Annotated in this window: 19 protein-coding genes and 1 tRNA gene; 11 read left to right on the plus strand and 9 right to left on the minus strand. The window is 73.4% G+C overall.

The genetic code is table 11. The annotated features are described in order from the left end of the window. The first annotated feature begins 22 nt into the window (after nucleotides 1-22). Nucleotides 23-1,912: a glycoside hydrolase family 15 protein gene (locus ACUN9U_RS06505; protein WP_445484111.1), complete on the plus strand. Its 1,890-nt coding sequence runs from the start codon at nucleotides 23-25 to the stop codon at nucleotides 1,910-1,912. After that, a complete protein-coding gene (locus tag ACUN9U_RS06510) occupies nucleotides 1,912-2,553 on the plus strand; it encodes an MBL fold metallo-hydrolase (RefSeq protein WP_445484112.1) in 642 nt (213 codons plus the stop codon). The genes ACUN9U_RS06505 and ACUN9U_RS06510 overlap by 1 nt, the downstream gene beginning before the upstream one ends. Nucleotides 2,554-2,625: 72 nt before the next feature. Here the strand turns inward: ACUN9U_RS06510 and ACUN9U_RS06515 are convergent, their stop codons facing one another. The 5 genes from ACUN9U_RS06515 to rpsA all read right to left on the minus strand — a co-directional run bounded on the left by ACUN9U_RS06515 (nucleotide 2,626) and on the right by rpsA (nucleotide 9,954). Next, nucleotides 2,626-3,624 carry a TerC family protein gene (locus ACUN9U_RS06515; protein ID WP_445484113.1) on the minus strand — a complete coding sequence of 333 codons (999 nt, stop codon included), beginning with the start codon at nucleotides 3,622-3,624 and terminating at the stop codon, nucleotides 2,626-2,628. 2 nt (nucleotides 3,625-3,626) lie between these two features. Continuing rightward, complete coding sequence (locus ACUN9U_RS06520) at nucleotides 3,627-4,754, minus strand: TerC family protein (RefSeq protein WP_445484114.1); 1,128 nt, start codon at nucleotides 4,752-4,754, stop codon at nucleotides 3,627-3,629. A 202-nt stretch (nucleotides 4,755-4,956) separates the two neighbouring features. Then, a complete protein-coding gene (gene uvrB / locus ACUN9U_RS06525) occupies nucleotides 4,957-7,059 on the minus strand; it encodes an excinuclease ABC subunit UvrB (RefSeq protein WP_445484115.1) in 2,103 nt (700 codons plus the stop codon). Between the two features lie 67 nt (nucleotides 7,060-7,126). Then, nucleotides 7,127-8,317: a dephospho-CoA kinase gene (coaE, locus tag ACUN9U_RS06530; RefSeq protein WP_445484116.1), complete on the minus strand. Its 1,191-nt coding sequence runs from the start codon at nucleotides 8,315-8,317 to the stop codon at nucleotides 7,127-7,129. 143 nt (nucleotides 8,318-8,460) lie between these two features. Then, nucleotides 8,461-9,954, minus strand: a complete 1,494-nt coding sequence (gene rpsA, locus ACUN9U_RS06535; RefSeq protein ID WP_445484117.1) for a 30S ribosomal protein S1 — start codon at nucleotides 9,952-9,954, stop codon at nucleotides 8,461-8,463. Nucleotides 9,955-10,147: 193 nt separating this feature from the next. On the opposite strand from rpsA, the gene ACUN9U_RS06540 reads away from it, so the two are divergent. After that, entirely contained in the window at nucleotides 10,148-10,966 is an 819-nt protein-coding gene (locus ACUN9U_RS06540; RefSeq protein ID WP_445484118.1) for a class I SAM-dependent methyltransferase, read from the plus strand. Between the two features lie 25 nt (nucleotides 10,967-10,991). On the opposite strand, the gene polA is transcribed toward ACUN9U_RS06540, so the two are convergent. Beyond that, nucleotides 10,992-13,757 (minus strand): DNA polymerase I, encoded by a 2,766-nt coding sequence (gene polA / locus ACUN9U_RS06545; protein WP_445484184.1) that lies wholly within the window; start codon nucleotides 13,755-13,757, stop codon nucleotides 10,992-10,994. 91 nt (nucleotides 13,758-13,848) lie between these two features. Between polA and ACUN9U_RS06550 the strand changes: the two genes are divergently transcribed. After that, on the plus strand, nucleotides 13,849-14,202 hold the full coding sequence (locus tag ACUN9U_RS06550) for a hotdog fold thioesterase (RefSeq protein ID WP_445484185.1): 354 nt from the start codon (nucleotides 13,849-13,851) through the stop codon (nucleotides 14,200-14,202). A gap of 48 nt (nucleotides 14,203-14,250) precedes the next feature. On the opposite strand, the gene ACUN9U_RS06555 is transcribed toward ACUN9U_RS06550, so the two are convergent. Next, nucleotides 14,251-14,865: a GNAT family N-acetyltransferase gene (locus tag ACUN9U_RS06555; protein WP_445484119.1), complete on the minus strand. Its 615-nt coding sequence runs from the start codon at nucleotides 14,863-14,865 to the stop codon at nucleotides 14,251-14,253. 329 nt (nucleotides 14,866-15,194) lie between these two features. On the opposite strand from ACUN9U_RS06555, the gene ACUN9U_RS06560 reads away from it, so the two are divergent. From ACUN9U_RS06560 to ACUN9U_RS06575, 4 genes are read left to right on the plus strand one after another with little or no spacing between them, the layout of a single operon-like run. After that, the gene (locus ACUN9U_RS06560; RefSeq protein ID WP_445484120.1) at nucleotides 15,195-16,514 is read left to right on the plus strand and encodes a branched-chain amino acid ABC transporter permease; all 1,320 of its coding nucleotides are present in this window, start codon (nucleotides 15,195-15,197) and stop codon (nucleotides 16,512-16,514) included. 12 nt (nucleotides 16,515-16,526) lie between these two features. Beyond that, a complete protein-coding gene (locus tag ACUN9U_RS06565) occupies nucleotides 16,527-17,519 on the plus strand; it encodes a branched-chain amino acid ABC transporter permease (protein ID WP_445484121.1) in 993 nt (330 codons plus the stop codon). After that, nucleotides 17,509-18,540: an ABC transporter ATP-binding protein gene (locus tag ACUN9U_RS06570; RefSeq protein WP_445484122.1), complete on the plus strand. Its 1,032-nt coding sequence runs from the start codon at nucleotides 17,509-17,511 to the stop codon at nucleotides 18,538-18,540. The genes ACUN9U_RS06565 and ACUN9U_RS06570 overlap by 11 nt, the downstream gene beginning before the upstream one ends. Continuing rightward, nucleotides 18,537-19,322, plus strand: coding sequence for an ABC transporter ATP-binding protein (locus ACUN9U_RS06575; RefSeq protein WP_445484123.1), 786 nt, complete (start codon nucleotides 18,537-18,539; stop codon nucleotides 19,320-19,322). Before ACUN9U_RS06570 ends, ACUN9U_RS06575 begins: the two co-directional genes overlap by 4 nt. A 238-nt stretch (nucleotides 19,323-19,560) precedes the next feature. Here ACUN9U_RS06575 and ACUN9U_RS06580 read toward each other — a convergent pair whose 3' ends face one another. Both ACUN9U_RS06580 and ACUN9U_RS06585 read right to left on the minus strand, forming a co-directional pair. Next, on the minus strand, nucleotides 19,561-20,859 hold the full coding sequence (locus ACUN9U_RS06580; protein ID WP_445484124.1) for an ABC transporter substrate-binding protein: 1,299 nt from the start codon (nucleotides 20,857-20,859) through the stop codon (nucleotides 19,561-19,563). Between the two features lie 202 nt (nucleotides 20,860-21,061). Continuing rightward, nucleotides 21,062-21,673 (minus strand): ANTAR domain-containing response regulator, encoded by a 612-nt coding sequence (locus ACUN9U_RS06585; protein WP_445484125.1) that lies wholly within the window; start codon nucleotides 21,671-21,673, stop codon nucleotides 21,062-21,064. Nucleotides 21,674-21,727: 54 nt separating this feature from the next. On the opposite strand from ACUN9U_RS06585, the gene ACUN9U_RS06590 reads away from it, so the two are divergent. The 3 genes from ACUN9U_RS06590 to ACUN9U_RS06600 all read left to right on the plus strand — a co-directional run bounded on the left by ACUN9U_RS06590 (nucleotide 21,728) and on the right by ACUN9U_RS06600 (nucleotide 22,633). After that, nucleotides 21,728-21,811, plus strand: a tRNA-Leu gene (locus tag ACUN9U_RS06590). A gap of 45 nt (nucleotides 21,812-21,856) precedes the next feature. Beyond that, on the plus strand, nucleotides 21,857-22,156 hold the full coding sequence (locus ACUN9U_RS06595) for a helix-turn-helix domain-containing protein (protein WP_445484126.1): 300 nt from the start codon (nucleotides 21,857-21,859) through the stop codon (nucleotides 22,154-22,156). A 135-nt stretch (nucleotides 22,157-22,291) separates the two neighbouring features. Further along, on the plus strand, nucleotides 22,292-22,633 hold the full coding sequence (locus ACUN9U_RS06600) for a hypothetical protein (protein WP_445484127.1): 342 nt from the start codon (nucleotides 22,292-22,294) through the stop codon (nucleotides 22,631-22,633). Nucleotides 22,634-22,646: the final 13 nt, after the last annotated feature.

Genomic DNA, 22,646 nt, shown 5'->3' on the forward strand with positions numbered 1-22,646 from the left:
CGGACAGGTGCACGATGGCGCGGTGCCCGACGCCGCCCCCGGTACCCAGCCCGACCAGCACATCGAGGACTACGCCGTGGTGGGCGACTGCCACACCGCCGCGCTGGTGGGCCGGCGCGGCTCGATCGACTGGATGTGCCTGCCCCGCTTCGACTCCCCCGCCGCCTTCGCGGCCCTGCTGGGCACCCGCGAGCACGGCCACTGGACCATCGCGCCGCCCGAGGACGGCCCCGCCGTGCTGTCGGTGGAGCGCGAGTACGTGGGCGACTCCTTCCTCCTGCGGACCCGCTGGACGCTGGAGGGCGGCGGCGTCGTCGACGTCCTGGACTGCATGCCCATGGGTGACCGGCGGGCCGACCTGGTGCGCCGGGTCGTCGGGGTGGCCGGGGAGGTCGAGCTGCGCCAGGAGCTCGTGGTCCGCTTCGGCTACGGCGCGGTGGTGCCGTGGGTGCGGCGCGTGGGCGGCGCCGGGGACGCCGCCAAGGGGCTGCTGGCCAGCGCCGGCCCGGACGCGGTGCTGCTGCGCAGCACCGGCCGCCTGCCCCGGGCGCGCGGCCGCACCCACGTGGGCCCCCTCAGGGTGTCCGCGGGGCAGGTCGTCGACACCGTGCTGACCTGGTTCCCCTCCCACCGCGAGCCGCCGCTGCCGGTGGAGGTCGACGAGCGGCTGGAGGGCACGCGCCGCTGGTGGCAGGCGTGGGCGGACCGCGGGGACGGGCCCGCCGCCAGGGGGCCGTACGCGGCGGCGGTGGTGCGCTCCCTGCTGGTGCTGCGGGCCCTCACCCACGAGGACACGGGCGGCATCGTCGCGGCGGCCACCACGTCGCTGCCGGAGATGCCGGGCGGCACGCGCAACTGGGACTACCGGTTCTGCTGGCTGCGCGACGCGGCGCTGACGCTGGAGGCGCTGCTGGAGCACGGCTACACCGAGGAGGCCCGCGAGTGGCGGGGGTGGCTGCTGCGCGCCATCGCCGGCGACCCCGAGGACGTGCAGATCATGTACGGCGTCGACGGGGCCCGGGACCTGCCCGAGCGCGAGCTGGACCACCTGCCCGGCTTCGGCGGGGCCCGGCCGGTGCGCATCGGCAACGGCGCGGTGGACCAGTACCAGGCCGACGTGCTGGGCGAGGTCATGGTGGCCCTGGACGCCGCGCGCCGCGCCGGGCTGGCCGAGGACGCCTTCTCCTGGCCGATGCAGCGCGCGCTGCTGGACTTCGTGGTCTCCCACACCGACCGCAAGGACTCCGGCATCTGGGAGATGCGGGGGCCGGAGCAGTACTACGTGCACTCGCGGGTCATGGTCTGGGCCGCGCTGGACCGCGGCGTGCGCGCCGTCCGCGAGCGCGGGCTGGACGGCCCGGCGGAGGTCTGGGAGGCGCTGGCCGAGCGGGTGCGGGCGGAGGTGATGGAGCACGGCGTGGACACCGGCACCCGCGAGCGGCCGGGGCGGGGCTGCTTCGTGCAGCACTACGGCACCACCGAGGTCGACGCGTCGCTGCTGCAGCTGCCGCAGGTCGGCTTCGTCGCGCCCGACCACCCCGCGGTGCTGGCCACGGTGGCCGCCCTGGAGGCCGACCTCATGCCGGACGGCCTGGTGCTGCGCTACCGCACCGAGGCCTCCTCCGACGGCCTGCCGCCCGGGGAGCACCCCTTCCTGGCGTGCTCGTTCTGGCTGGTGGAGCAGTACGCGCGCACCGGGCGCACCGAGGAGGGCCACGCGCTCATGCAGCGCCTGCTGGCGCTGCGCAACGACGTGGGGCTGCTGTCGGAGGAGTACGACGTGCAGGGGGGCCACCAGCTGGGCAACACTCCGCAGGCGCTGTCGCACCTGGCGCTGGTCCGGGCCGCCGACGCGCTGGCGGCGGCGGACCTGCGCGGCGCCACCCCCGACGGACAGGAGCTGGAGCGCTGATGCTGGAGCTGCGGACGGTCTCGGTGGGACCGGTGGACAACCGCTCCTACCTGCTCACCGACGGCGGGGCGGGCGGCACGGGGGCGTGGCTGCTCGTCGACGCCGCCGCGCAGCCCGAGCGGCTGCTGGCGCTGCTGGAGGAGGCCCTGCCGGGCGCGCGGCGCGGGGACGGGCTGGTGGTGACCACCCACCGCCACGACGACCACACCGGCGCCCTGGTGGAGGTCGCCCGGGCCACGGGGGCGGCCACGGCCGCCGGGGACGCCGACGCCGACGCGCTGCCGCTCGCGCCGGACCGCCGCCTGCACCACGGCGACGCCGTGCGCGTGGGGGACCACGAGCTGGCGGTGACCGCGCTGCGCGGGCACACGCCGGGGTCGGTGGCGCTGCTGCTGCCCGCCGGCGCGCTGCCCGGCGCCGACGGCGAGGTCGCGCACCTGTTCACCGGCGACTCCCTGTTCCCGGGCGGGCCGGGCAGGACCTGGTCGCCGCAGGACTTCACCGCGCTCATGGACGACCTGGAGGAGCGGGTCTTCGCCGGGCTGCCCGACGACACCGTGGTGCACCCCGGGCACGGGGAGACCACGACGCTGGGCGCCGAGCGCCCGCGCCTGGGCGAGTACCGCTCCCGCGGCTGGTGAGCCGGCGGGGCCGGGGTCCCCTCGGACCCCGGCCCCGCCGCCCGGCCCACCGCCCGGCCCGCAGGGCGCGGGTCAGCCGCGCGCGCTCTCGCGGCGCTCGAGCTGGCGGCTGCGCAGCAGGCTGGCCACCGTGGTGATGAGCAGCACGGCCACGATGAACACCAGCGAGACCCAGATGGGCACCTCCGGCGCCCAGGAGAAGGGCTCACCGCCGTTGAGGAACGGCAGCTCGTTGGTGTGCAGGGCCTCCAGCACGAGCTTGACGCCGATGCCCCCCAGCACGACCGCCAGCCCGATGGACAGGTACACGAGCCTGTCGAGCAGGCCGCCCAGCAGGAAGTACAGCTGCCGCAGCCCCATGAGCGCGAAGATGTTGGCGGTGTAGACCAGGAACGGGTCCTCGGTGAGGCCGAAGATGGCCGGGATCGAGTCGAGCGCGAACAGCAGGTCGGTGCTGCCGATCGCGAAGAACACGATGATCATCGGCGTGAAGAGCTTCTTGCCGTCCACGACGGTGCGCACCTTCGCGCCGTCGTAGTGCTCGCTGAGCGGGAGGACCTTGCGCATCCGGCGGATGAGCGCGTTGTCCTCGTACTCCTCGTCGTCGTTCCTGTCCAGCACCAGCTTGACCGCGGTGTAGATGAGGAAGGCGCCGAAGATGTAGAAGACCCAGCTGAACCTCTCGATCACCGCGGCGCCCAGGAGGATGAACACCCCGCGCAGCACCAGCGCGATGAGGATGCCGACCATGAGGACCTTCTGCTGGTCCTCCGCGGGCACCGCGAACCGCGACATGATGATCACGAAGACGAAGAGGTTGTCCACGCTGAGGGAGTACTCGGTGATCCACCCGGCGAAGAACTCCGAGGACGGCTCGGCGCCGCCGCCGGGGATGACCAGCATGACCACGCCGAACACGACGGCCAGCGCCACGTAGAAGGCGACCCACAGGGCGCTCTCCTTGGTGGAGGGGACGTGGGGCCGCCGCGCGACGACCAGGAGGTCGGCGAGCAGCAGCCCCACGAGCGCGACGAGGGTGCCGACCTCGAACCAGGTCGGCAGCTCCTGCACCGTCAGCCGTCCTGGCGGGTGGAGCCCTCGGAGCTGCCGCCCGGGGAGGAGGTGGCGGCCTGCGAGGCCCGGCCCGAGGTGGGCACCTGGGCGTCACGGGGCTCGGTGCCGCCGCCGGGACCGCTGCCCGAGCCGACGTCACCGCGGCCACCGCCCTGCTGGGCGTCCTTCTGGGACTTCCGCAGGCTCAGGACGGTGGTGAGCGTCAGCGCGACGACGATGAAGCCCAGCGAGACGGGGGTCGAGATCTCGGGGATGGCGGTGATGTGCTCGCCGCCGTTGAGGAACGGCAGCTCGTTCTCGTGCATGGCGTGGATGATCAGCTTGGCGCCGATGAAGGCCAGGATGGCCGCCAGGCCGTAGTGCAGGTAGACGAGGCGGTCGAGCAGGCCGTCGATGAGGAAGTACAGCTGGCGCAGGCCGAGCAGCGAGAACGCGTTGGCCGCGAAGACGAGGTAGGGCTCCTGGGTGAGGCCGAAGATGGCCGGGATCGAGTCGACGGCGAAGATGAGGTCGGCGGTGCCGATGGCGATGATCACCACGAACATCGGCGTGATGAAGCGCTTGCCGTCGACCCTGGTCGTGAACTTGTCGCCGTGGTAGTCGTCCGTGGTCGGCAGCACGCGCTTGGTGAAGCGCAGCACCGCGTTCTCCTTGTACTCCTCGTCGTGGTCGTTCTGCGCCCTGACCTGCGCGATCGCCGTGTAGATGAGGATGGCGCCGAAGATCCAGAAGACCCAGGAGAAGTTCTGGATGGCCGCCGCGCCGACGGCGATGAAGATGCCGCGCAGCACGATGGCGATCGCGATGCCGATGAGCAGCACCTTCTGCTGGAACTCGCGCGGCACCGCGAAGCTGGTCAGGATCAGCACGAAGACGAAGAGGTTGTCGACGCTGAGCGCCTTCTCGGTGATGTACCCGGCGAAGTACTCACCGCCGTACTGGCCGCCGTAGAAGACCAGGATCCCCAGCCCGAACAGGACGGCGATGCCGACGTAGACCGCCGACCAGATGGCGGCCTCGCGGATCGACGGCGCGTGCGGCGTGCGCACGTGGCCGACGAAGTCGTACACGATCATGCCGATGATGAGGGCGAGCGTGGCTGCCCACAGCCACAGGGGTACGTCCACGGGGACCTCCGGAGTCACGGCGCGTGCGAGCTGTCCGGAGGTCTCTCCCACCGCCGGCCCCCCGGCCGGTCAGCCGCAGGCCCGGGTCCCCGGCCGGGCCGGGGTCCGTGATGACGGACCTGCGCGCAGGGATACTCCCCTCACGTCCGACCGACCATACCGCGGGCACCGCCGCACGGCCCGCCACGACGATCAGCGGTGCTCACACGGTGGTGGCGCGCTGCATCCCCCGCAGCTCCCGCTTGAGGTCGCCGATCTCGTCGCGCAGCCGGGCCGCCAGCTCGAACTGCAGCTCCGCGGCCGCCGCGTGCATCTGGTCGGACAGCTGCTGGATGAGGTCGGACAGCTCCGCCCCGGCCATGCCCGCCCCCGAGCGGCCCTCCGCCCCGCGCGAGGCCATCCCCGGGACCGGCGCCTTGCCGCGCGACTGCTGCCGCCCGCCGCCGCCCAGCAGCGCAGCGGTGTCCGCGTCCTCGCGGGCGATGAGGTCGGTGATGTCGGCGATCTTCTTGCGCAGCGGCATCGGGTCGACCCCGCGCTCGCGGTTGTAGGCGACTTGCTTCTCCCGGCGGCGGTTGGTCTCCTCGATCGCCTGCTGCATCGAGGGCGTCACGGTGTCGGCGTACATGTGCACCTGGCCGGAGACGTTGCGCGCCGCGCGCCCGATCGTCTGGATCAGCGACCGCGCGGAGCGCAGGAAGCCCTCCTTGTCGGCGTCGAGGATGCTCACCAGGCTCACCTCGGGCAGGTCCAGGCCCTCGCGCAGCAGGTTGATGCCCACCAGGACGTCGTAGTCGCCCTGGCGCAGCTCGCGCAGCAGCTCCACCCGGCGCAGGGTGTCGACCTCGGAGTGCAGGTAGCGCACCCGCACGCCCTGGTCGAGCAGGTAGTCGGTGAGGTCCTCGGCCATCTTCTTGGTCAGCGTGGTGACCAGCACGCGCTCGTCCCTGGCCGCCCGCTCGCGGATCTGCCCGAGCAGGTCGTCGATCTGGCCCTTCGTGGGCCGCAGCACCACCTGGGGGTCGACCAGCCCGGTCGGGCGGATGACCTGCTCGACGAACTCGCCCTTGACGCGGGACATCTCGTAGTCGCCGGGGGTGGCCGACAGGTAGACCGTCTGCCCGATGCGCTCGAGGAACTCCTCCCACGTCAGCGGCCTGTTGTCCATGGCGGACGGCAGGCGGAAGCCGTGGTCGACGAGGGTGCGCTTGCGGCTCGTGTCGCCCTCGTACATCGCCCCGATCTGCGGCACGGTGACGTGCGACTCGTCGATGACGAGCAGGAAGTCCTCGGGGAAGTAGTCCAGCAGCGTGTGGGGCGCGGTGCCGGGGGCGCGGCCGTCGATGTGGCGCGAGTAGTTCTCGATGCCGGCGCAGGTGCCGACCTGGCGCATCATCTCGATGTCGTAGGTGGTCCGCATGCGCAGGCGCTGGGCCTCCAGCAGCTTGCCCTGCGCCTCCAGCTCGGCCAGGCGGGCCTCGAGCTCGCGCTCGATGGTGCCGATGGCCCGCTCCATGCGCTCGGGCCCCGCGACGTAGTGCGTGGCCGGGAACAGGTGCATCGTCTGCTCGTCGCGCAGCACCTCGCCGGTGAGGGGGTGCAGCAGGTACAGCTTCTCGATCTCGTCACCGAACATCTCGATGCGGATCGCGTGCTCCTCGTACACCGGGATGATCTCGATGGTGTCGCCGCGCACCCGGAAGGTGCCGCGGGTGAACGCCAGGTCGTTGCGGGTGTACTGCATGGTCACGAACTGGCGCAGCAGGTCGTCGCGCTCGACGGTGTCCCCGACGCGGAGGGTGACCATCCTGTCGACGTACTCCTGCGGCGTGCCCAGGCCGTAGATGCACGAGACCGACGCGACCACGACGACGTCGCGCCGGGTCAGCAGCGAGTTGGTGGCCGAGTGCCGCAGCCGCTCGACCTCCTCGTTGATCGAGGAGTCCTTCTCGATGTAGGTGTCGGACTGCGGGACGTACGCCTCCGGCTGGTAGTAGTCGTAGTAGGAGACGAAGTACTCCACCGCGTTGTTCGGCAGCAGCTCGCGGAACTCGTTGGCCAGCTGCGCGGCGAGCGTCTTGTTGGGCGCCAGCACGAGGGTGGGCCGCTGCAGCTGCTCGATCGTCCACGCCGTGGTCGCGGACTTGCCGGTGCCGGTGGCGCCCAGCAGCACGACGTCCTTCTCCCCGGCGCGGATGCGGCGGGCGATGTCGGCGATGGCGGCCGGCTGGTCACCGGCGGGTGAGAACTCCGACTCGACGGTGAAGGGCGCGACGCGACGCTGCAGATCGGTGACCGGGCGCATGATGACAGTCTGAACCGCGGGTGTGACAGCGCTGTTCCCTCCGGTCCCGGCCGGCTTCCCGCGCCGCTCAGGGCGTGCGGGACAGCACCTCGGCGATGAAGTCGGTCTTGCCCGCCGCGTAGTCGTCGATCGTCCGGTGCTTCGCGGCCAGGCCGCGCTTGAGCAGCGCGTACGCCTCCCGGGCGTGGGGGTCGGCGCGCAGCGCGTCGCGGAAGGCCACCACCTCGCGCACCTCGGGGTTGGCGGCGTGGCGCACGTGGCAGTTCACCAGCCGTCCGGGGTCGGCGTTCGCGGCGAAGCCCTTGGGCACCCGGCGGTAGGACGCGTCGCCCTGCCCGCGGCGCGAGGTCGGCTCGTCCCACCACTCGCCGGACTCGGCGACCAGGCCGGCGCCGCGCAGGTCCGCGGCCACCTCCAGCGCGGTGGGCAGGTCGGCGCAGACCACCTGCAGGTCGATGCAGTCCTTCGCGAGCAGCCCGGGCACCGCCGTGGACCCGGTGTGCTGCACGTCCAGGGCCCGCTCCCCCGCGGCGCGCGCCACCCGCGCCACGAGCCGCTCCCCGGCGGCGGCCCAGCCCGGGTCGGGCGCCACGAGCACGGGGCGGTCGCGCCGGGGTGCCCGCTGGCCGCGGCGCAGGTGCTCCTCGTAGGGCACCAGGCGCTCGGCCCACAGCACCCGCAGCCGCTCCGCGAGCGCCTGCGGGTCGCCGGAGCCGTCCAGCAGGACGTCGGCGGCGGCGCGGCGGGCGCCGTCGCCGGCCTGCGCCGCCAGGCGGGCGCGCGCGTCGTCCTCGGCCATCCCGCGGCCCTGCACCAGCCGGCGCAGCCGCACCTGCTCGTCGGCCACCACCGCCAGCACCAGGTGGTAGCGGTCCGTGCGGCGCAGCTCCACGAGCAGCGGGATGTCGTGGACGACGACGGCGGCGGGGTCGGCCGCCTGCGCCGCGGCCACCAGCTGCTCGGTGCGCCGCAGCACGAGGGGGTGGGTGATGGCCTCCAGCGCCCGGCGCCGCTGCGCGCTGCCCGCGTCGGCGCCGAAGACGACCCGCCCCAGCGCTGGCCTGTCCAGCGCGCCGTCGGCGCCCAGCACCCCCTCGCCGAACTCCGCGACCACCGCGGCCAGGCCCGGGGTGCCGGGGGCGACCACCTCCCGGGCGACGGCGTCGGCGTCGACCACCACCGCGCCCAGCTCGCGCAGGGCAGCGGCCGCGGTGCTCTTGCCCGCGCCCACCCCGCCGGTCAGCCCCACGAACAGCACCCGCCGACCCTACGGCCCCTCCCGCCCGGCGATCCGCGCACCGCGCGCCCACCCCCGCGGGGGTCCCGGGACGCGGCGAGGCCCCGCCACCCGGAGCGGGTGGCGGGGCCTCGTCGTCAGCGAGCGGAGCGCTCAGCGGCGCATCAGCCGCCGGTGAGCTTCTCGCGCAAGGCCGCCAGCGCCTCGTCGGAGGCCAGGGTGCCCTCCGCCGCGGGGCCGCTGGAGCGGCTCGAGCTGGTCGACTCGGCCGGAGCGGAGCTGGAGTAGCTCGTCGGGGCCGACTCGCCGGAGGTCGCGGCCTCGGCGTCGCGCTCGCGCGCGTCGGAGACCTGCTTGCGGTGGGCCTCCCAGCGCGCGTGGGCCTCGGCGTACTGCCGCTCCCACTCCTCGCGCTGGCGCTCGAAGCCCTCGAGCCAGTCGTTGGTCTCGGGGTCGAAGCCCTCGGGGTACTTGTAGTTCCCCGCCTCGTCGTACTCCGCGGCCATGCCGTACAGCGACGGGTCGAAGTCCTCGGACTCCAGGTCCACGCCCTGGTTGGCCTGCTTCAGCGACAGCGAGATGCGGCGGCGCTCGAGGTCGATGTCGATGACCTTGACGAAGATGTCGTCACCGACGTTGACGACCTGCTCCGGCAGCTCCACGTGGCGCTCGGCCAGCTCGGAGATGTGCACCAGGCCCTCGATGCCCTCCTCGACGCGCACGAACGCACCGAACGGGACGAGCTTGGTGACCTTGCCCGGCACGACCTGCCCGATGGCGTGGGTGCGGGCGAACTGCTGCCACGGGTCCTCCTGGGTCGCCTTCAGCGACAGGGAGACGCGCTCGCGGTCCATGTCGACGTCGAGGACCTCGACCTTGACCTCCTGGCCGACCTCGACCACCTCGGAGGGGTGGTCGATGTGCTTCCAGGACAGCTCCGAGACGTGCACCAGGCCGTCCACGCCGCCGAGGTCGACGAAGGCGCCGAAGTTGACGATCGAGGACACGACGCCCGGGCGGACCTGGCCGCGCTGCAGGGTCTGCAGGAAGTTCTGGCGGACGGCCGACTGGGTCTCCTCCAGCCAGGCGCGGCGCGACAGGACCACGTTGTTGCGGTTCTTGTCGAGCTCGATGATCTTCGCCTCGAGCTGCTGGCCGACGTAGGGGGCCAGGTCGCGCACGCGGCGCATCTCGACCAGGGAGGCGGGCAGGAAGCCGCGCAGGCCGATGTCGAGGATGAGGCCGCCCTTGACGACCTCGATGACGGTGCCGGTGACGACGCCGTCCTCGTCCTTGAGCTTCTCGATCGTGCCCCAGGCGCGCTCGTACTGAGCCCGCTTCTTGGACAGGATCAGACGACCCTCCTTGTCCTCCTTCTGGAGGACGAGGGCCTCGACCTCGTCACCGACGCCGACGACCTCGCTGGGGTCGACGTCGTGCTTGATGGACAGCTCGCGCGAGGGGATGACGCCCTCGGTCTTGTAGCCGATGTCGAGCAGGACCTCGTCGCGGTCGACCTTGACGATGGTGCCGGAGACGATGTCGCCGTCGTTGAAGTACTTGATCGTCGAGTCGATCGCGGCGAGGAGCTCCTCGGCGCTGCCGATGTCGTTGACGGCGACCTGGGGAGCGCTCGACGTCGGGAGGGTGGCGGTCATGAAGGGATGGGCTCCGATGCGGACAGGGAGTGAGGGGTGGACGGTTGATCGGATGCGCCACGCGCACGATCACCACGGGAGGAGCTCCGGGATTCCACAGCCTCAGCACCGCAGCGGCCGGCGCCGCCGTCCTCGGCCCTGACCCGCAGGACCTCCGACAGCGCACGACACACCCAGCAGAGAGACTACTGCAGTGACCGGATCCCTTTCCAGCGCGGGCTACGGCCCCGCCGGCGCCGCCGAGAGCGTGCGCGCCAGCCGCAGCCACTGGGACGGCGCCTCGGGCAGCTACCTGGAGGAGCACGGCGACACCCTGGGCACCGACGTCCTGGTCTGGGGCCCCGAGGGGCTCACCGAGGACGAGGCGCAGCTGCTCGGCGACCCCGCCGCCCTGGCGGGCGCCGTGGTGCTGGAGGTCGGGTGCGGCGCGGGCCAGGGCTCGCGCTGGGCAGCCCGGCGCGGCGCGCGCGCCGTGGGCGTGGACCTGTCCGCCGGCATGCTGGCCCGCAGCCGCGCCCTGGACGCCAGCACCGGCACCGCCGTCCCGGTGCTCCAGGCCGACGCCGGCGCGATCCCCCTGGCCGGCGGGTGCGCCCGGGTCGCCTTCTCCGCCTACGGCGCGCTGCCCTTCACCGCCGACGCCGCCGGCGTCCTCGCCGAGGTGCACCGGGTGCTCGCCCCGGGCGGCCGCTGGACCTTCTCGGTCAGCCACCCGGTGCGCTGGGCCTTCCCCGACGACCCCGGGCCGCGCGGCCTGGTGGCCGAGCGCTCCTACTTCGACAGGGCCCCCTACGTCGAGCGCGACGACGACGGCGCCCTGCTGTACGCCGAGCACCACCGCACGCTGGGCGACTGGGTGCGCCTGCTGCGCGGCGCCGGCTTCGGCCTGCTCGACCTGGTCGAGCCGGAGTGGACCCGACCCGAGCAGCCGACGTGGGGCGGGTGGAGCGCGCTGCGCGGCGCCCACCTGCCGGGCACCGCCGTCTTCGTCTGCGAGCGCCTCGAGCGCTGACCCGCTGCCCGCGCTGCCGGGAGCGTCAGTGGCCGGCCTCGTGCCACGAGGCGCCGGCCCCCACGGAGACGTCCAGCGGCACCGACAGCTGGGTGCGCTCCTGCACGCGGGCGCCCATCTGCTCGCGCAGCAGCGCCTCGACCGCCTCCCGCTCCCCCGCGGCGACGTCGACCACGAGCTCGTCGTGGACCTGCAGCAGCAGCCGCGAGCGCAGGCCCTGCTCGCGCAGGGCGCGCTCCACCCCGAGCATGGCGAGCTTGATGACGTCGGCCGCCGACCCCTGGATCGGCGCGTTCAGCGCCATCCTCTCGGCGATCTCGCGCCGCTGGCGGTTGTCGCTGGTGAGGTCGGGCAGGTAGCGGCGCCGGCCCAGAACGGTCTCGGTGAAGCCCGTCGCCCTGGCCTCCTCCACCACGCCGCGCAGGTAGTCGCGCACGCCGCCGAACCTGGCGAAGTAGTCGTCCATGAGACCGCGCGCCTCGTCGACGGGGATGGTGAGCTGGCGGGAGAGGCCGAACGCCGACAGCCCGTACGCGAGGCCGTAGGACATCGCCTTGATCTTGGCGCGCATCTCGCCGGTGACGTCGGCGGGCTCCACCCCGAAGACGCGGGCGCCGACGAAGCGGTGCAGGTCCTCCCCGGAGCGGAACGCCTCGATGAGCCCGGCGTCACCGGACAGGTGCGCCATGATCCGCATCTCGATCTGGCTGTAGTCGGCCGTCAGCAGGACCTCCGCGTCCCTGCCGACGACGAACGCCTCGCGGATGCGGCGGCCCTCGGCGGTGCGGATCGGGATGTTCTGCAGGTTCGGGTCGGTGGAGGACAGCCGCCCGGTCGCGGCGATCGTCTGCTGGAACGTCGTGTGGATCCGCCCGTCGTCGGCGACGGACTTCAGCAGCCCCTCCACGGTCTGGCGCAGCCGGGAGGCGTCGCGGTGGCGCAGCAGGTGGTCCAGGAAGGGGTGCGGCTGGCGGACGTTGAGGTCGGCCAGCGCCTCGGCGTCGGTGGTGTACCCGGTCTTGGTGCGCTTGGTCTTGGGCATGCCGAGCTGGTCGAACAGCACCACCTGCAGCTGCTTGGGCGAGCCCAGGTTGATCTTCTGCCCGCCGATGGCCGCGTAGGCCTCCTCGGCGGCGTCGGCGACGACCTCGGCGAACTCGCCCTCGAGGCGCTCCAGGGCCGTGACGTCGACGGCGATGCCGTCGGACTCCATCTGCGCCAGCAGCGGCACCAGCGGCAGCTCGAGGTCGCGCAGCAGCGCCGTCCCGCCGCGCTGCTCCACCTGCCCGGCCAGCACCGCCGACAGCTCCAGCGCGGCGGCGGCCCGCACGCACGCGAGCTGCCCCTCGTCGGGTCCGGAGGCGTCGCCGTCGAGCTCGAGCACGCCCTGCTCCTCCCGGGGGGCGGAGGCGGCCTCGTCGACCCGCAGCTCGCGCTGCAGGAACCGCACGGCCAGGTCGGCCAGGTCGTAGCTGCGCTGGTCGGGCTGGCACAGGTAGGCGGCCAGCGCGGTGTCGTCGGCCAGGCCCGCCAGCGGGGTCCCGCGCTCGGCCAGGGCGTGCAGGGCGGGCTTGGCGTCGTGCAGCACCTTCGGGGCGCTGGGGTCGGCCAGCCACGCGGCCAGGGCGGCCTCGGCCTGCGGTGAGAGCTCGCGCAGGTCGAACCAGGCGGTGGCCCCGTCGGCGCCGGCGACGGCGACGCCCCAGGCGTCCCCGGAGCCGCCGCTCCAGCGGCCCAGGACCGCCACGCCGGACGCGGCACCTCCGGGGGCGGCGTGCGCGGCCAGCCACGCGGCGGCGTCGTCGCCGGCGGGCCGCTCGGCGCTGACCGCGAAACCGCCGTCGACCTCGGGCTCGTCGGCGGACAGCGTCGCGAAGAGGCGGTCGCGCAGGACGCGGAACTCCAGCCCGTCGAAGACCCGGTGGACCTCCTCGCGGTCCCAGGGGCGCACGGCGAGGTCGTCGACGACCACGGGCAGCTCCAGGTCGCGCACGGGCGCGTTGAGCCGCTTGTTGCGCAGCACCTGGTCGAGGTGGTCGCGCAGCGACTGGCCGGCCTTGCCGGTCAGCGCGCCGACGCCGGCCACCAGTCCCTGCAGGTCGCCGTGGGCGGTCAGCCACTTCGCGGCGGTCTTGGGGCCGACCCCCGGCACGCCGGGCAGGTTGTCGCTGCTCTCCCCCACCAGCGCGGCGAGGTCGCCGTAGCGCTCGGGGCGCACGCCGTACTTCTCCTCCACCGCCTCCGGGGTCATGCGCGCGAGGTCGGAGACGCCCTTGCGGGGGTAGAGCACCGTGGTGCCCTCGTCGACCAGCTGGAAGGCGTCGCGGTCCCCGGTGACCACGAGCACGTCGGCGCCCTGGGCGCGCGCGGCCCCGGTGAGGGTGGCGATGACGTCGTCGGCCTCGTAGCCCTCCTTGGTGATGACCGGGATGCGCAGGGCGGCCAGCACCTCCTTCACCAGGTCCACCTGGCCGGCGAACTCCGCGGGCGCCGAGGAGCGGCCCGCCTTGTACTCCGGGTACTCCTCGGTGCGGAAGGTGCGCTTGGACACGTCGAAGGCCACCCCGACGTGGGTGGGCGCCTCGTCGCGCAGCAGGTTGATGAGCATCGAGGTGAAGCCGTAGACCGCGTTGGTCACCTGGCCGGTGGAGGTGGAGAAGTTCTCCGCCGGCAGGGCGAAGAAGGCTCGGTAGGCCAGGGAGTGCCCGTCGACCAGGAGCAGGCGCGGGCGGGGTCCCTCCAGCACCGCGTCGTCGCTGGTGGCGCTGCTCGTCGTCGTCACGTCTGCCAGCCTAGGCGGGGTGTCCGACTTCCTGACCGGCGTCCCGGAGCACCTGGAGGGGAACGCGGTGCTGAGCACCGCGGGCACCCTCATCGAGCGCATGGGCATCCGCCTGGACCTCACCGACCCCGCCCGGCCCAGCGGGACCATGCCCGTGGAGGGCAACACCCAGCCCTACGGCCTGCTGCACGGCGGGGCCTCGGTGGTGCTCGCCGAGACCCTCGGGTCGGTGGCGGCGGCGCTGGCGGCCGGCCCGGGGCGGGTGGCCGTGGGCGTCGACGTCAACGCCACCCACCACCGCGCCGTCCGCGCCGGCACCGTCACCGGGCGCACCGAGCCCCTGCACGTCGGCCGCACGACCGCCAGCTTCGAGGTGGTGGTCAGCGACGAGGCGGGCCGGCGGGTGTGCACGTCGCGGATCACCTGCCAGCTGCGCGACGCACCGCCGCGCTGAGCCGGCGGCGCAGCGCCGCACCGGGGCGGTCAGCCGGGGGCGCGGCGGTCAGCCGGGGGCGCGGTCGAGCTGGCGCCGGCGGCGGGCCAGCAGCTCGTCGAGGGCGGCGCGGCGCCGGTCGCGCCTGCCGGTGACGGCCGCCCCCGCCGCGGCCAGGCGCGAGCGCAGCACCGGCAGCGGCGCCGAGCGCACCACGAGCGGACGGCCGAACCCCAGCCGGGCCAGGAAGCGCTGCACGTCGCGCTGGCCGCCGGTGGCCGTCGCGCAGACCTCCTCGGCGCCGGCGGCCTCGGCGCAGGCCGCCACGGCGGCGAGCAGCTGGTGCCCGACCCCGCGGCGGCGCCAGGCCGGGTCGACCCACAGCTGCTCCAGGTGGACGACGACGGCGGGCGCGGGCAGCACCACCTGGCCGCGCCGCAGCACCGCCAGGCCGACCACCCCGGAGCCGGCGCCGTCGGGCGGGAGCGCCACGAGCACCTCGACGTCGGGGTGCGCCAGCAGCGCCGCGACGACGTCGCCGGAGGCCGGGGCGGCGCCGAGCGGCTCGCGCTGGGCGGGCACCGCGGCGCCGCCGGGGGCGGCGGCGACGGCCTCGCGCAGCAGCGCCAGGTCCGCGGGGTCGGCCGGGTCGGCGCGGCGCACCGCGCAGCTCCTCGTCAGCACCGCACCTCCTGCTCGCGCCCGTGGTGGCGTCCCCCGCGGGAGGGTAGCCCCGCGACCCGGGCCGTGGCGCCGCCGGTCACGCCCGCTCACCGGGCCGGCGGGTCGCCGGGGGCCTGCGGGCGGTCACCGCGGCCACCCGTCAGGCCCTCCGCCGGGCCGCCTGCAACATCACAGCCAGGTCACGCACGCCCGCAGCGGTCCCGGCGCTGGTTATGCTCACCCGCCCCCTGACAACAGGCTGAGCCCGCAGACGACGAGGTGCGCGGCCCCCCGACGCAACACCCATGGAGGTCCGCGCCGTGCGGAGAACACCCCGCCGAGCAGCCCAGGTGGTCCTGGGCCTCGCGCTCGCCGTGGCAGCCCTGGTCGCGGCGCTCGTGGTCGGCGCCGCCGGCGCGGCGCCCGCCGCCGCGGCCGCCGCCTCGCCGTCCGCCAGCGCCGCCGAGGGTGCGGCCGGCGGGCTGTCCATCAACGTGCGCGTGCGCACCGGTGACGGCGACGACGTCCCCGGTGCCACGGTCGAGCTGCTCCAGGACGGCGCGCAGGTCGCCACCGCCGAGACCGACGCCTCGGGCACCGCCCAGCTGGCGGCCCCGTCGGCCGGCGCCTACGACGTCCGCCTGGACACCGACTCCCTGCCCGCCGAGGCCGACGGCCTGGAGCCCCGCAGCGACACCATCGCCACCACCGTGACCGAGGGCCTGGGCCGCACCGTCGCCTTCCGCCTGTCCGAGCCCGGCACCGACACCGCCGCCAGCGGCGTCTCCGCGGGCCAGGTGCTGCAGCGCGTCGCCACCGGCCTGCGCTTCGGCCTGGTCATCGCCCTGGGCGCGATCGGCCTGTCGCTGATCTTCGGCACCACGGGCCTGACCAACTTCGCGCACTCCGAGCTCATCACCCTCGGGGCGCTGACCACGTACTTCTACACCGCGATCGCCGGCCTGCCGTTCCTGCTCGCAGCCGCCCTGGGCCTGGTGACCTGCGCCGTCTTCGGCTACCTCAACGACAGGGTGCTGTGGCAGCCGCTGCGGCGGCGCGGCACCGGCCTGATCGCCATGATGATCGTCTCGATCGGCCTGTCGCTGTTCCTGCGGTACACCTACCTCTACGTCTTCCAGGGCGGGGTGCGCACCTTCCCCGGCTACGCGGGCCAGGCCGGCGTCCAGGTGCTCCCGGGGGTGCTCCTGCGCCCGCTGGACCTGTGGACGATGGGCCTGTCCGTCGTCGTCCTCGTCGTCGTCGCGCTCGCGCTGGTCAAGACCCGCCTGGGCAAGGCCACCCGCGCCGTCGCGGACAACCCGGCGCTGGCCTCGGCCTCCGGCATCGACGTCGACAGGGTCATCCGCACCGTGTGGATCGTCGGGTCCGCGCTCGCGGGGCTCTCCGGCGTCGTGCTGGGCCTGCAGCAGGGCATCAGCTTCCAGATGGGCTTCCAGATCCTGCTGCTCGTCTTCGCCGCCGTCACCCTGGGCGGCCTGGGCACGGCGTTCGGCGCGGTGCTCGGCTCCCTCGTCGTGGGCCTGTTCGTGGAGGTCTCCACCCTCGTCATCCCGACGGAGCTCCAGAACCTCGGAGCCCTCGTCATCCTGATCCTCATCCTGCTCGTGCGGCCCCAGGGCATCCTCGGCCGCGCCCAGCGGATCGGCTGAGAGGCGCCGGCCATGGACATCGCATCGATCCTCAACAACGCCCTCGCCGCCGCGATCGGCCTCGACACCGTCATCTACGCGCTGGCCGCCCTGGGCCTGAACATCCAGTTCGGCTACGCGGGCCTGCTGAACTTCGGCCAGGCCGCCTTCGTGGCCATCGGCTCCTACGGCATCGCCACCATGGTCAGCGTCGCCGGGCTGCCCTTCGGCGTCGGGATCGTCGTGGGCCTGGTGGCCTCGGTGCTGTTCGCGCTGCTGCTCGGCATCCCCACCCTGCGGCTGCGGGCGGACTACCTGGCCATCGCCACCATCGCGGCCTCGGAGGTGGTGCGCCTGCTGGCGCGCTCGAACTCCCTGGGGGCCTACACCGGCGGCTCCAACGGCCTGACCGGCTTCGCCGAGGGCTTCTACGCGCTGAACCCGTTCCCGCAGGGTCGCTACGGCTTCGGGCCGTGGACCTACAACGAGCGCAACACCTGGATCCTGCTCGTCGGCTGGGTGCTGGTGGCCCTGGTGGCCCTGGCCACCTGGGCGATCATGCGCAGCCCCTGGGGCCGCGTGCTCAAGGGCATCCGCGAGGACGAGGACGCCGTGCGCGCGCTCGGCAAGAACGTCTACGCCTACAAGATGCAGGCCCTGGTGCTCGGCGGCCTGGTCGGCACGCTGGCCGGCTTCGTCTTCTCCCTGGGCCGCGCCGCCGTCCAGCCCGACAACTACGCGACGGCGTTCACCTTCTTCACCTACACCGTGCTGCTGCTCGGCGGCGCCGCCCGCGTGCTCGGGCCCGTGGTCGGAGCGGCGATCTTCTGGGTGGTGCTCTCCCTCACCGACGGCCTGCTGCGCGGGGCGATCGGCGCGGGCTGGATCCCCACCGGGCTCATGACCACCACGCAGGTCGGCCAGGTCAGGTTCATGCTGGTGGGGCTCGCGCTCATGCTTCTCATGATCTACAGGCCGCAAGGCATCTTCGGCGACCGGAGGGAGCTGGCTCTCGATGGCCGGTGACACCACGGCCCCTGCGACCGCAGCGGTCGACCAGCAGGGCACCCGCAAGGAGGCCGCGACCCGCGCGCTGGCCGACGTCCCCCGCGTGCCGGGCGCCAAGAAGCCCGACCCGGTGATCATCGCCGACGGCGTCGTGCGCCGCTTCGGCGGCCTGGCCGCCGTCGACGTCGAGCACGTCGAGGTCCAGCGCGGCGCCATCACGGCGCTCATCGGCCCCAACGGCGCAGGCAAGACGACGTTCTTCAACCTCCTCACCGGCTTCGACAGGCCCGACGAGGGGCAGTGGTCCTTCGACGGCACGGACCTGGCCCGCGTGCCCGCCCACAAGGTCGCCCGCCGGGGCATGGTCCGCACCTTCCAGCTCACCAAGGCGCTCTCGCGCCTGACGGTGCTGCAGAACATGCTGCTGGGCGCCTCCGGCCAGAAGGGCGAGAGCCTGCTGCGCGCGGCCTTCGCCGGCTTCTGGCGCAGCCAGGAGAAGGCCAACACCGAGCGCGCCATGGAGCTGCTGGGCCGCTTCAAGCTCGACGCCAAGGCCGCCGACTTCGCCGGCAGCCTCTCCGGCGGCCAGCGCAAGCTGCTCGAGATGGCCCGCGCGCTCATGAGCGACCCGCAGGTCGTCATGCTCGACGAGCCGATGGCCGGCGTGAACCCAGCGCTCACGCAGTCCCTGCTCGGGCACGTCAAGGACCTGCGCGAGCAGGGCATGACCGTGCTCTTCGTCGAGCACGACATGGACATGGTCCGCGACATCGCCGACTGGGTGGTCGTCATGGCCCAGGGCAAGGTCGTCGCGGAGGGCCCGCCGGACTCGGTGATGGCCGACCCGGCGGTCATCGAGGCCTACCTCGGCGGCCACCACGACGTGTCCCTGGCCGACGACGACGCCGCGGCGCGCCTGGAGGCCCAGGTGGAGGCCGAGGTCGAGGCGGAGATCGCCGCCGAGCACCACGAGCAGCACGACCAGCACGGCCGGGCACGCCACGACGGCGACGACGCGAAGGGCAGGCACCAGGCATGAGCGGCGCGCACGCCAGCTCGACCACCATCGAGGACAGGTCGGCGCACGTCGGCGCCGCCGAGGGCGCGGTGCTGCGCGCCGACGAGCTCGTGGCCGGCTACTTCCCCGGCGTCAACATCCTCAACGGCACCGACCTGTACTGCCACGAGGGCGAACTGGTCGGCATCATCGGCCCCAACGGCGCCGGCAAGTCGACCTTCCTCAAGGCCCTCTTCGGCCTGGTGAAGATCCGCTCGGGCAGCGTCAGGCTCAAGGGCGAAGAGATCACCGGCCTGCGCGCCGACCGCCTCGTGCGCCAGGGCGTGGGCTTCGTGCCGCAGAACAACAACGTGTTCCCCTCGCTGACCATCGAGGAGAACCTGCAGATGGGCTGCTACCAGGCGCCGTCGCGCTTCAAGGAGCGCTTCGACGTGGTGACCGACCTCTTCCCCGCGCTCGGCGCCCGCAGGGCCCAGCGCGCCGGGTCGCTGTCGGGCGGTGAGCGCCAGATGGTCGCCATGGGCCGGGCGCTCATGATGGACCCCTCCGTGCTGCTGCTCGACGAGCCCAGCGCGGGCCTGTCCCCCGCCATGCAGGACGAGGTCTTCCTGCGCACGCGGCAGATCAACAAGACCGGCACCTCCGTGGTGATGGTCGAGCAGAACGCCGCGCGCTGCCTGCAGATCTGCGACCGCGCCTACGTGCTGGACCAGGGCCGCAACGCCTACACGGGCACCGGCCGCGACCTCGCGACCGACCCGAAGGTCATCGAGCTCTACCTGGGCACGCTCGCCAAGAACTGAGCCCGCCCGACCGCTGCGACAGGGGGCGCCACCCGGCCGGGTGGCGCCCCCTGTCGTCGTCCTCGTGCGTCCTGGGCGGGCGCCAGGGGCTCCTGCGCGTGGGCGCGGGGTGGCCCTGGTCCACTCCCACGGGACCGGGGCCACCCTGCGCCCACGAGGCGGCGGGTGCGCACCCGCAGACGCACCGAGGGCGCCGCCCCCGGGTGGGAGCGGCGCCCTCGGCGCGCGGGTCAGCGGCTCACAGGGAGCCGGCGATGTAGTCCACGTTGGTGTAGGTGTTGTCGTTGCCGTACTGGTAGATGCCGATCGTCGCCTGGGTCGGGTCGCCCTGGGCGTTGAACTCGATCGGGCCGGAGAAGCCGTCGTAGTCGATGTCCGTGCCGGCGTTCAGCAGGTCCAGGCACTCCTGGTAGGCGGTGCACTTGGTGCCGCCCTCGGAGACCGCCTGCAGCTGCGAGGCGATCGCGGTGCCGCTGTCGTTCTTCGCGGCCTGCGCGGCCAGCGCGACCAGGACGGTCGCGTCGTAGGACTCCGGCGAGTAGCTGAAGTCGGTCAGCGACGGGTCGACCTCGAGCAGGCGCGAGCGGAAGTCGTCGCTGGTGGCGGCACCGGGCAGGGTGCCCTTGACGCCCTCGAGCGTGCCGGGCGGGAAGTCCTCCGCGTAGTTGGACAGGTTGCCGTCGACGAAGTACGTCGGCACCGCGTTCGGGCCGATGTTCTGCGTCTGCAGCGCCTGGATGATCTGGGTCGTCTGCTCGAAGGCGATGACCACGATGGCCTCGGGGCTCGCGGAGGCGACCTCGGAGGCGACGGCGTCGAAGGTGGCCGCGTCCGGGTTGAACACCTGGTTGGTGACGATCTGGCCGCCACCGGCCTCCAGCGCCTGCTGGATGTTGGACTGCAGGCCCGAGCCGTACGGGTCGTCCAGCGTGATGGTCGCGACGTCGAGGTGGCCGTCCTGCAGGAGCAGGTCGCCCATGACGCGGCCCTGGAGCACGTCGGAGGGCGCGGTGCGCCAGTACAGGCCGCGGTCGTTGTAGGTGGTGAAGTCCGGGGAGGTGTTGGCCGGGCTGATCTGCGTCACGCCGGCGCCGGTGATGGCGTCGATGACGGTGAAGGACACGCCCGAGGAGGCCGCACCGATGATGGCGTCGGTGTTGGCGGCGAGGAGGCGCTGCACCGACTGGGAGGCGATGTCGGTGGTGGTGTCGCCGGAGTCGGTCTGGTTGTAGACGACGTCCTTGCCGTTGTACCCGCCGGCGGCGTTGATGTCGTTGAGGGCCAGCTGCACGCCGGCGAACTCCGGCGGGCCGAGGAAGGCCAGCGAGCCCGTCTGCGGGAGCAGGGTGCCGATGGTGAGGGTGCCGTCACCCTCCTCGACGGCGGCCTGCGAGACCGAGGCGGAGGGGCTGGCGCTCGTGTCGGCCGACGTGGCAGATGCCTCGGGCTCGCTGCTGCCGCCGCTGCAGGCGGCCAGGGTGAGGGAGGCGACACCGAGCACGGCGATCGCGCCGGCTCCGCGCAGGGATCGGATCATGGAGGTCCTCTCGGGGGTGCGGCGCTCACGTGCGGCGCCGCGCGGGTCAGGTGACCGTAAGCGCCGTGCGCACCCGCGCGGAGGGCCTGACCTCGGTTGTTGTGCATCCGTGACCTAGACGCGGCTGCGGGCGGCCCCCGAGGGCGGCAGGAGTCATCTCCCGCACCCTCGGTGACCGCCCGTCACCGCGCGTCGTGCGCGCTCAGCTGGTGACCTGGCTCAGCACCGCGTCGGCCACCTCGCGCATGGTGAGGCGGCGGTCCATCGAGGTCTTCTGGATCCAGCGGAACGCCTCCGGCTCGGACAGGCCCATGCGCGTCATGAGCAGGCCCTTGGCCCGCTCCACGCGCTTGCGGGTCTCGAAGCGCTCGGACAGGTCGGCGACCTCCTCCTCGAGGTCGGCGATCTCCTGGAAGCGGGAGACGGCGATCTCGACGGCGGGCAGCAGGTCCGCGGAGGTGAAGGGCTTGACGACGTAGGCCATGGCGCCCGCGTCGCGGGCCCTGTCGACCAGCTCGCGCTGGGAGAAGGCCGTCAGCAGGACGACGGGCGCCAGCCGCGCCTTGCCGATGCGCTCGGCGGCGCTGATGCCGTCCATGACGGGCATCTTGACGTCCATGACCACCAGGTCCGGCTGCAGCTCCTCGACGAGGCGGACGGCGCTCTCGCCGTCGCCGGCCTCGCCGACGACGTCGTAGCCCGCCTCGCGGAGGATCTCGACGACGTCGAGGCGGATGATCGCCTCGTCCTCCGCGACGACGACGCGCCGGCGCGGCCCTGCGCCCGGCTCCGCCTGGGTACCCTGCTCGCTCACGACCGGTACTTTAGTGGTCGTGGGGTGAGGTCATGACGATGGTCATCCCTCACCGCCGGGTTGGTGGAACAGGCAGACACTGGGATCTCAAAAGTCTCTGCCCGAAAGGGCGTGCGGGTTCGAGTCCCGCACCCGGCACCCAGAGGCTCGAGCGCTGTCGGTGGTCGCGTGTTCGATCACCACGTGCCCGCACCGACCCCCTGGCCCGTGCTCCAGGAGGCGGCCCGCCTGCGCGAGGCCGGCCTCACCGACGCGCAGGTCGCCCACCAGCTCGGCATCTGCGTCAACACCATCCGGCGCTGGCGTCGGCGCATCCGCCGGGAGGACCTGGTCGAGGCTCCCGGCCGGACGGGCTCAGCCGCTTGCCCCCGGTGCGAGAGCGGTCGTGTCGACGAGGCGGCCTACGCACACCTCCTGGGCTGGTACCTCGGTGACGGGCACATCGCCCTGGCACGCGGCGCGCCTCGGCTGCTCACCATCTAGAACGACGACCGGTACCCGGCTCTGAGCGACGAGGTCGAGGCGTCCATCACGACGGTCAAGCCCGGGACGAAGGTCTGGCGCCGACGGATGAAGGGCTGCAGCGCCATCTGCGCGTCCTGGCACCACTGGACGTGCTTGTTCCCGCAGCACGGGCCGGGGCGCAAGCACGAGCGCGCCATCGCGCTCGAGCCCTGGCAGCAGGCGATCGTCGAGGAGCACCCCGGACGGCTGCTGCGGGGCCTGTTCCACAGCGACGGCTGCCGCGTCCAGAACTGGGCCGTCGGCGCGAACGGGCAGCGGTACGAGGGCTACCCGCGCTACCTGTTCAGCAACACCTCGACCGACATCATCGGCATCTGCTGCGCGGCCCTCGACCGGCTCGGGCTCGCTCACACGCACCCTCGCCGCGACACGGTTGCCGTGGCCCGCAGGGCGTCGGTGGCGGTCCTCGACGAGCACGTCGGCCCCAAGAGTTGACCCCTCCCCGGGC

This window comes from Quadrisphaera sp. KR29 (assembly GCF_052644995.1).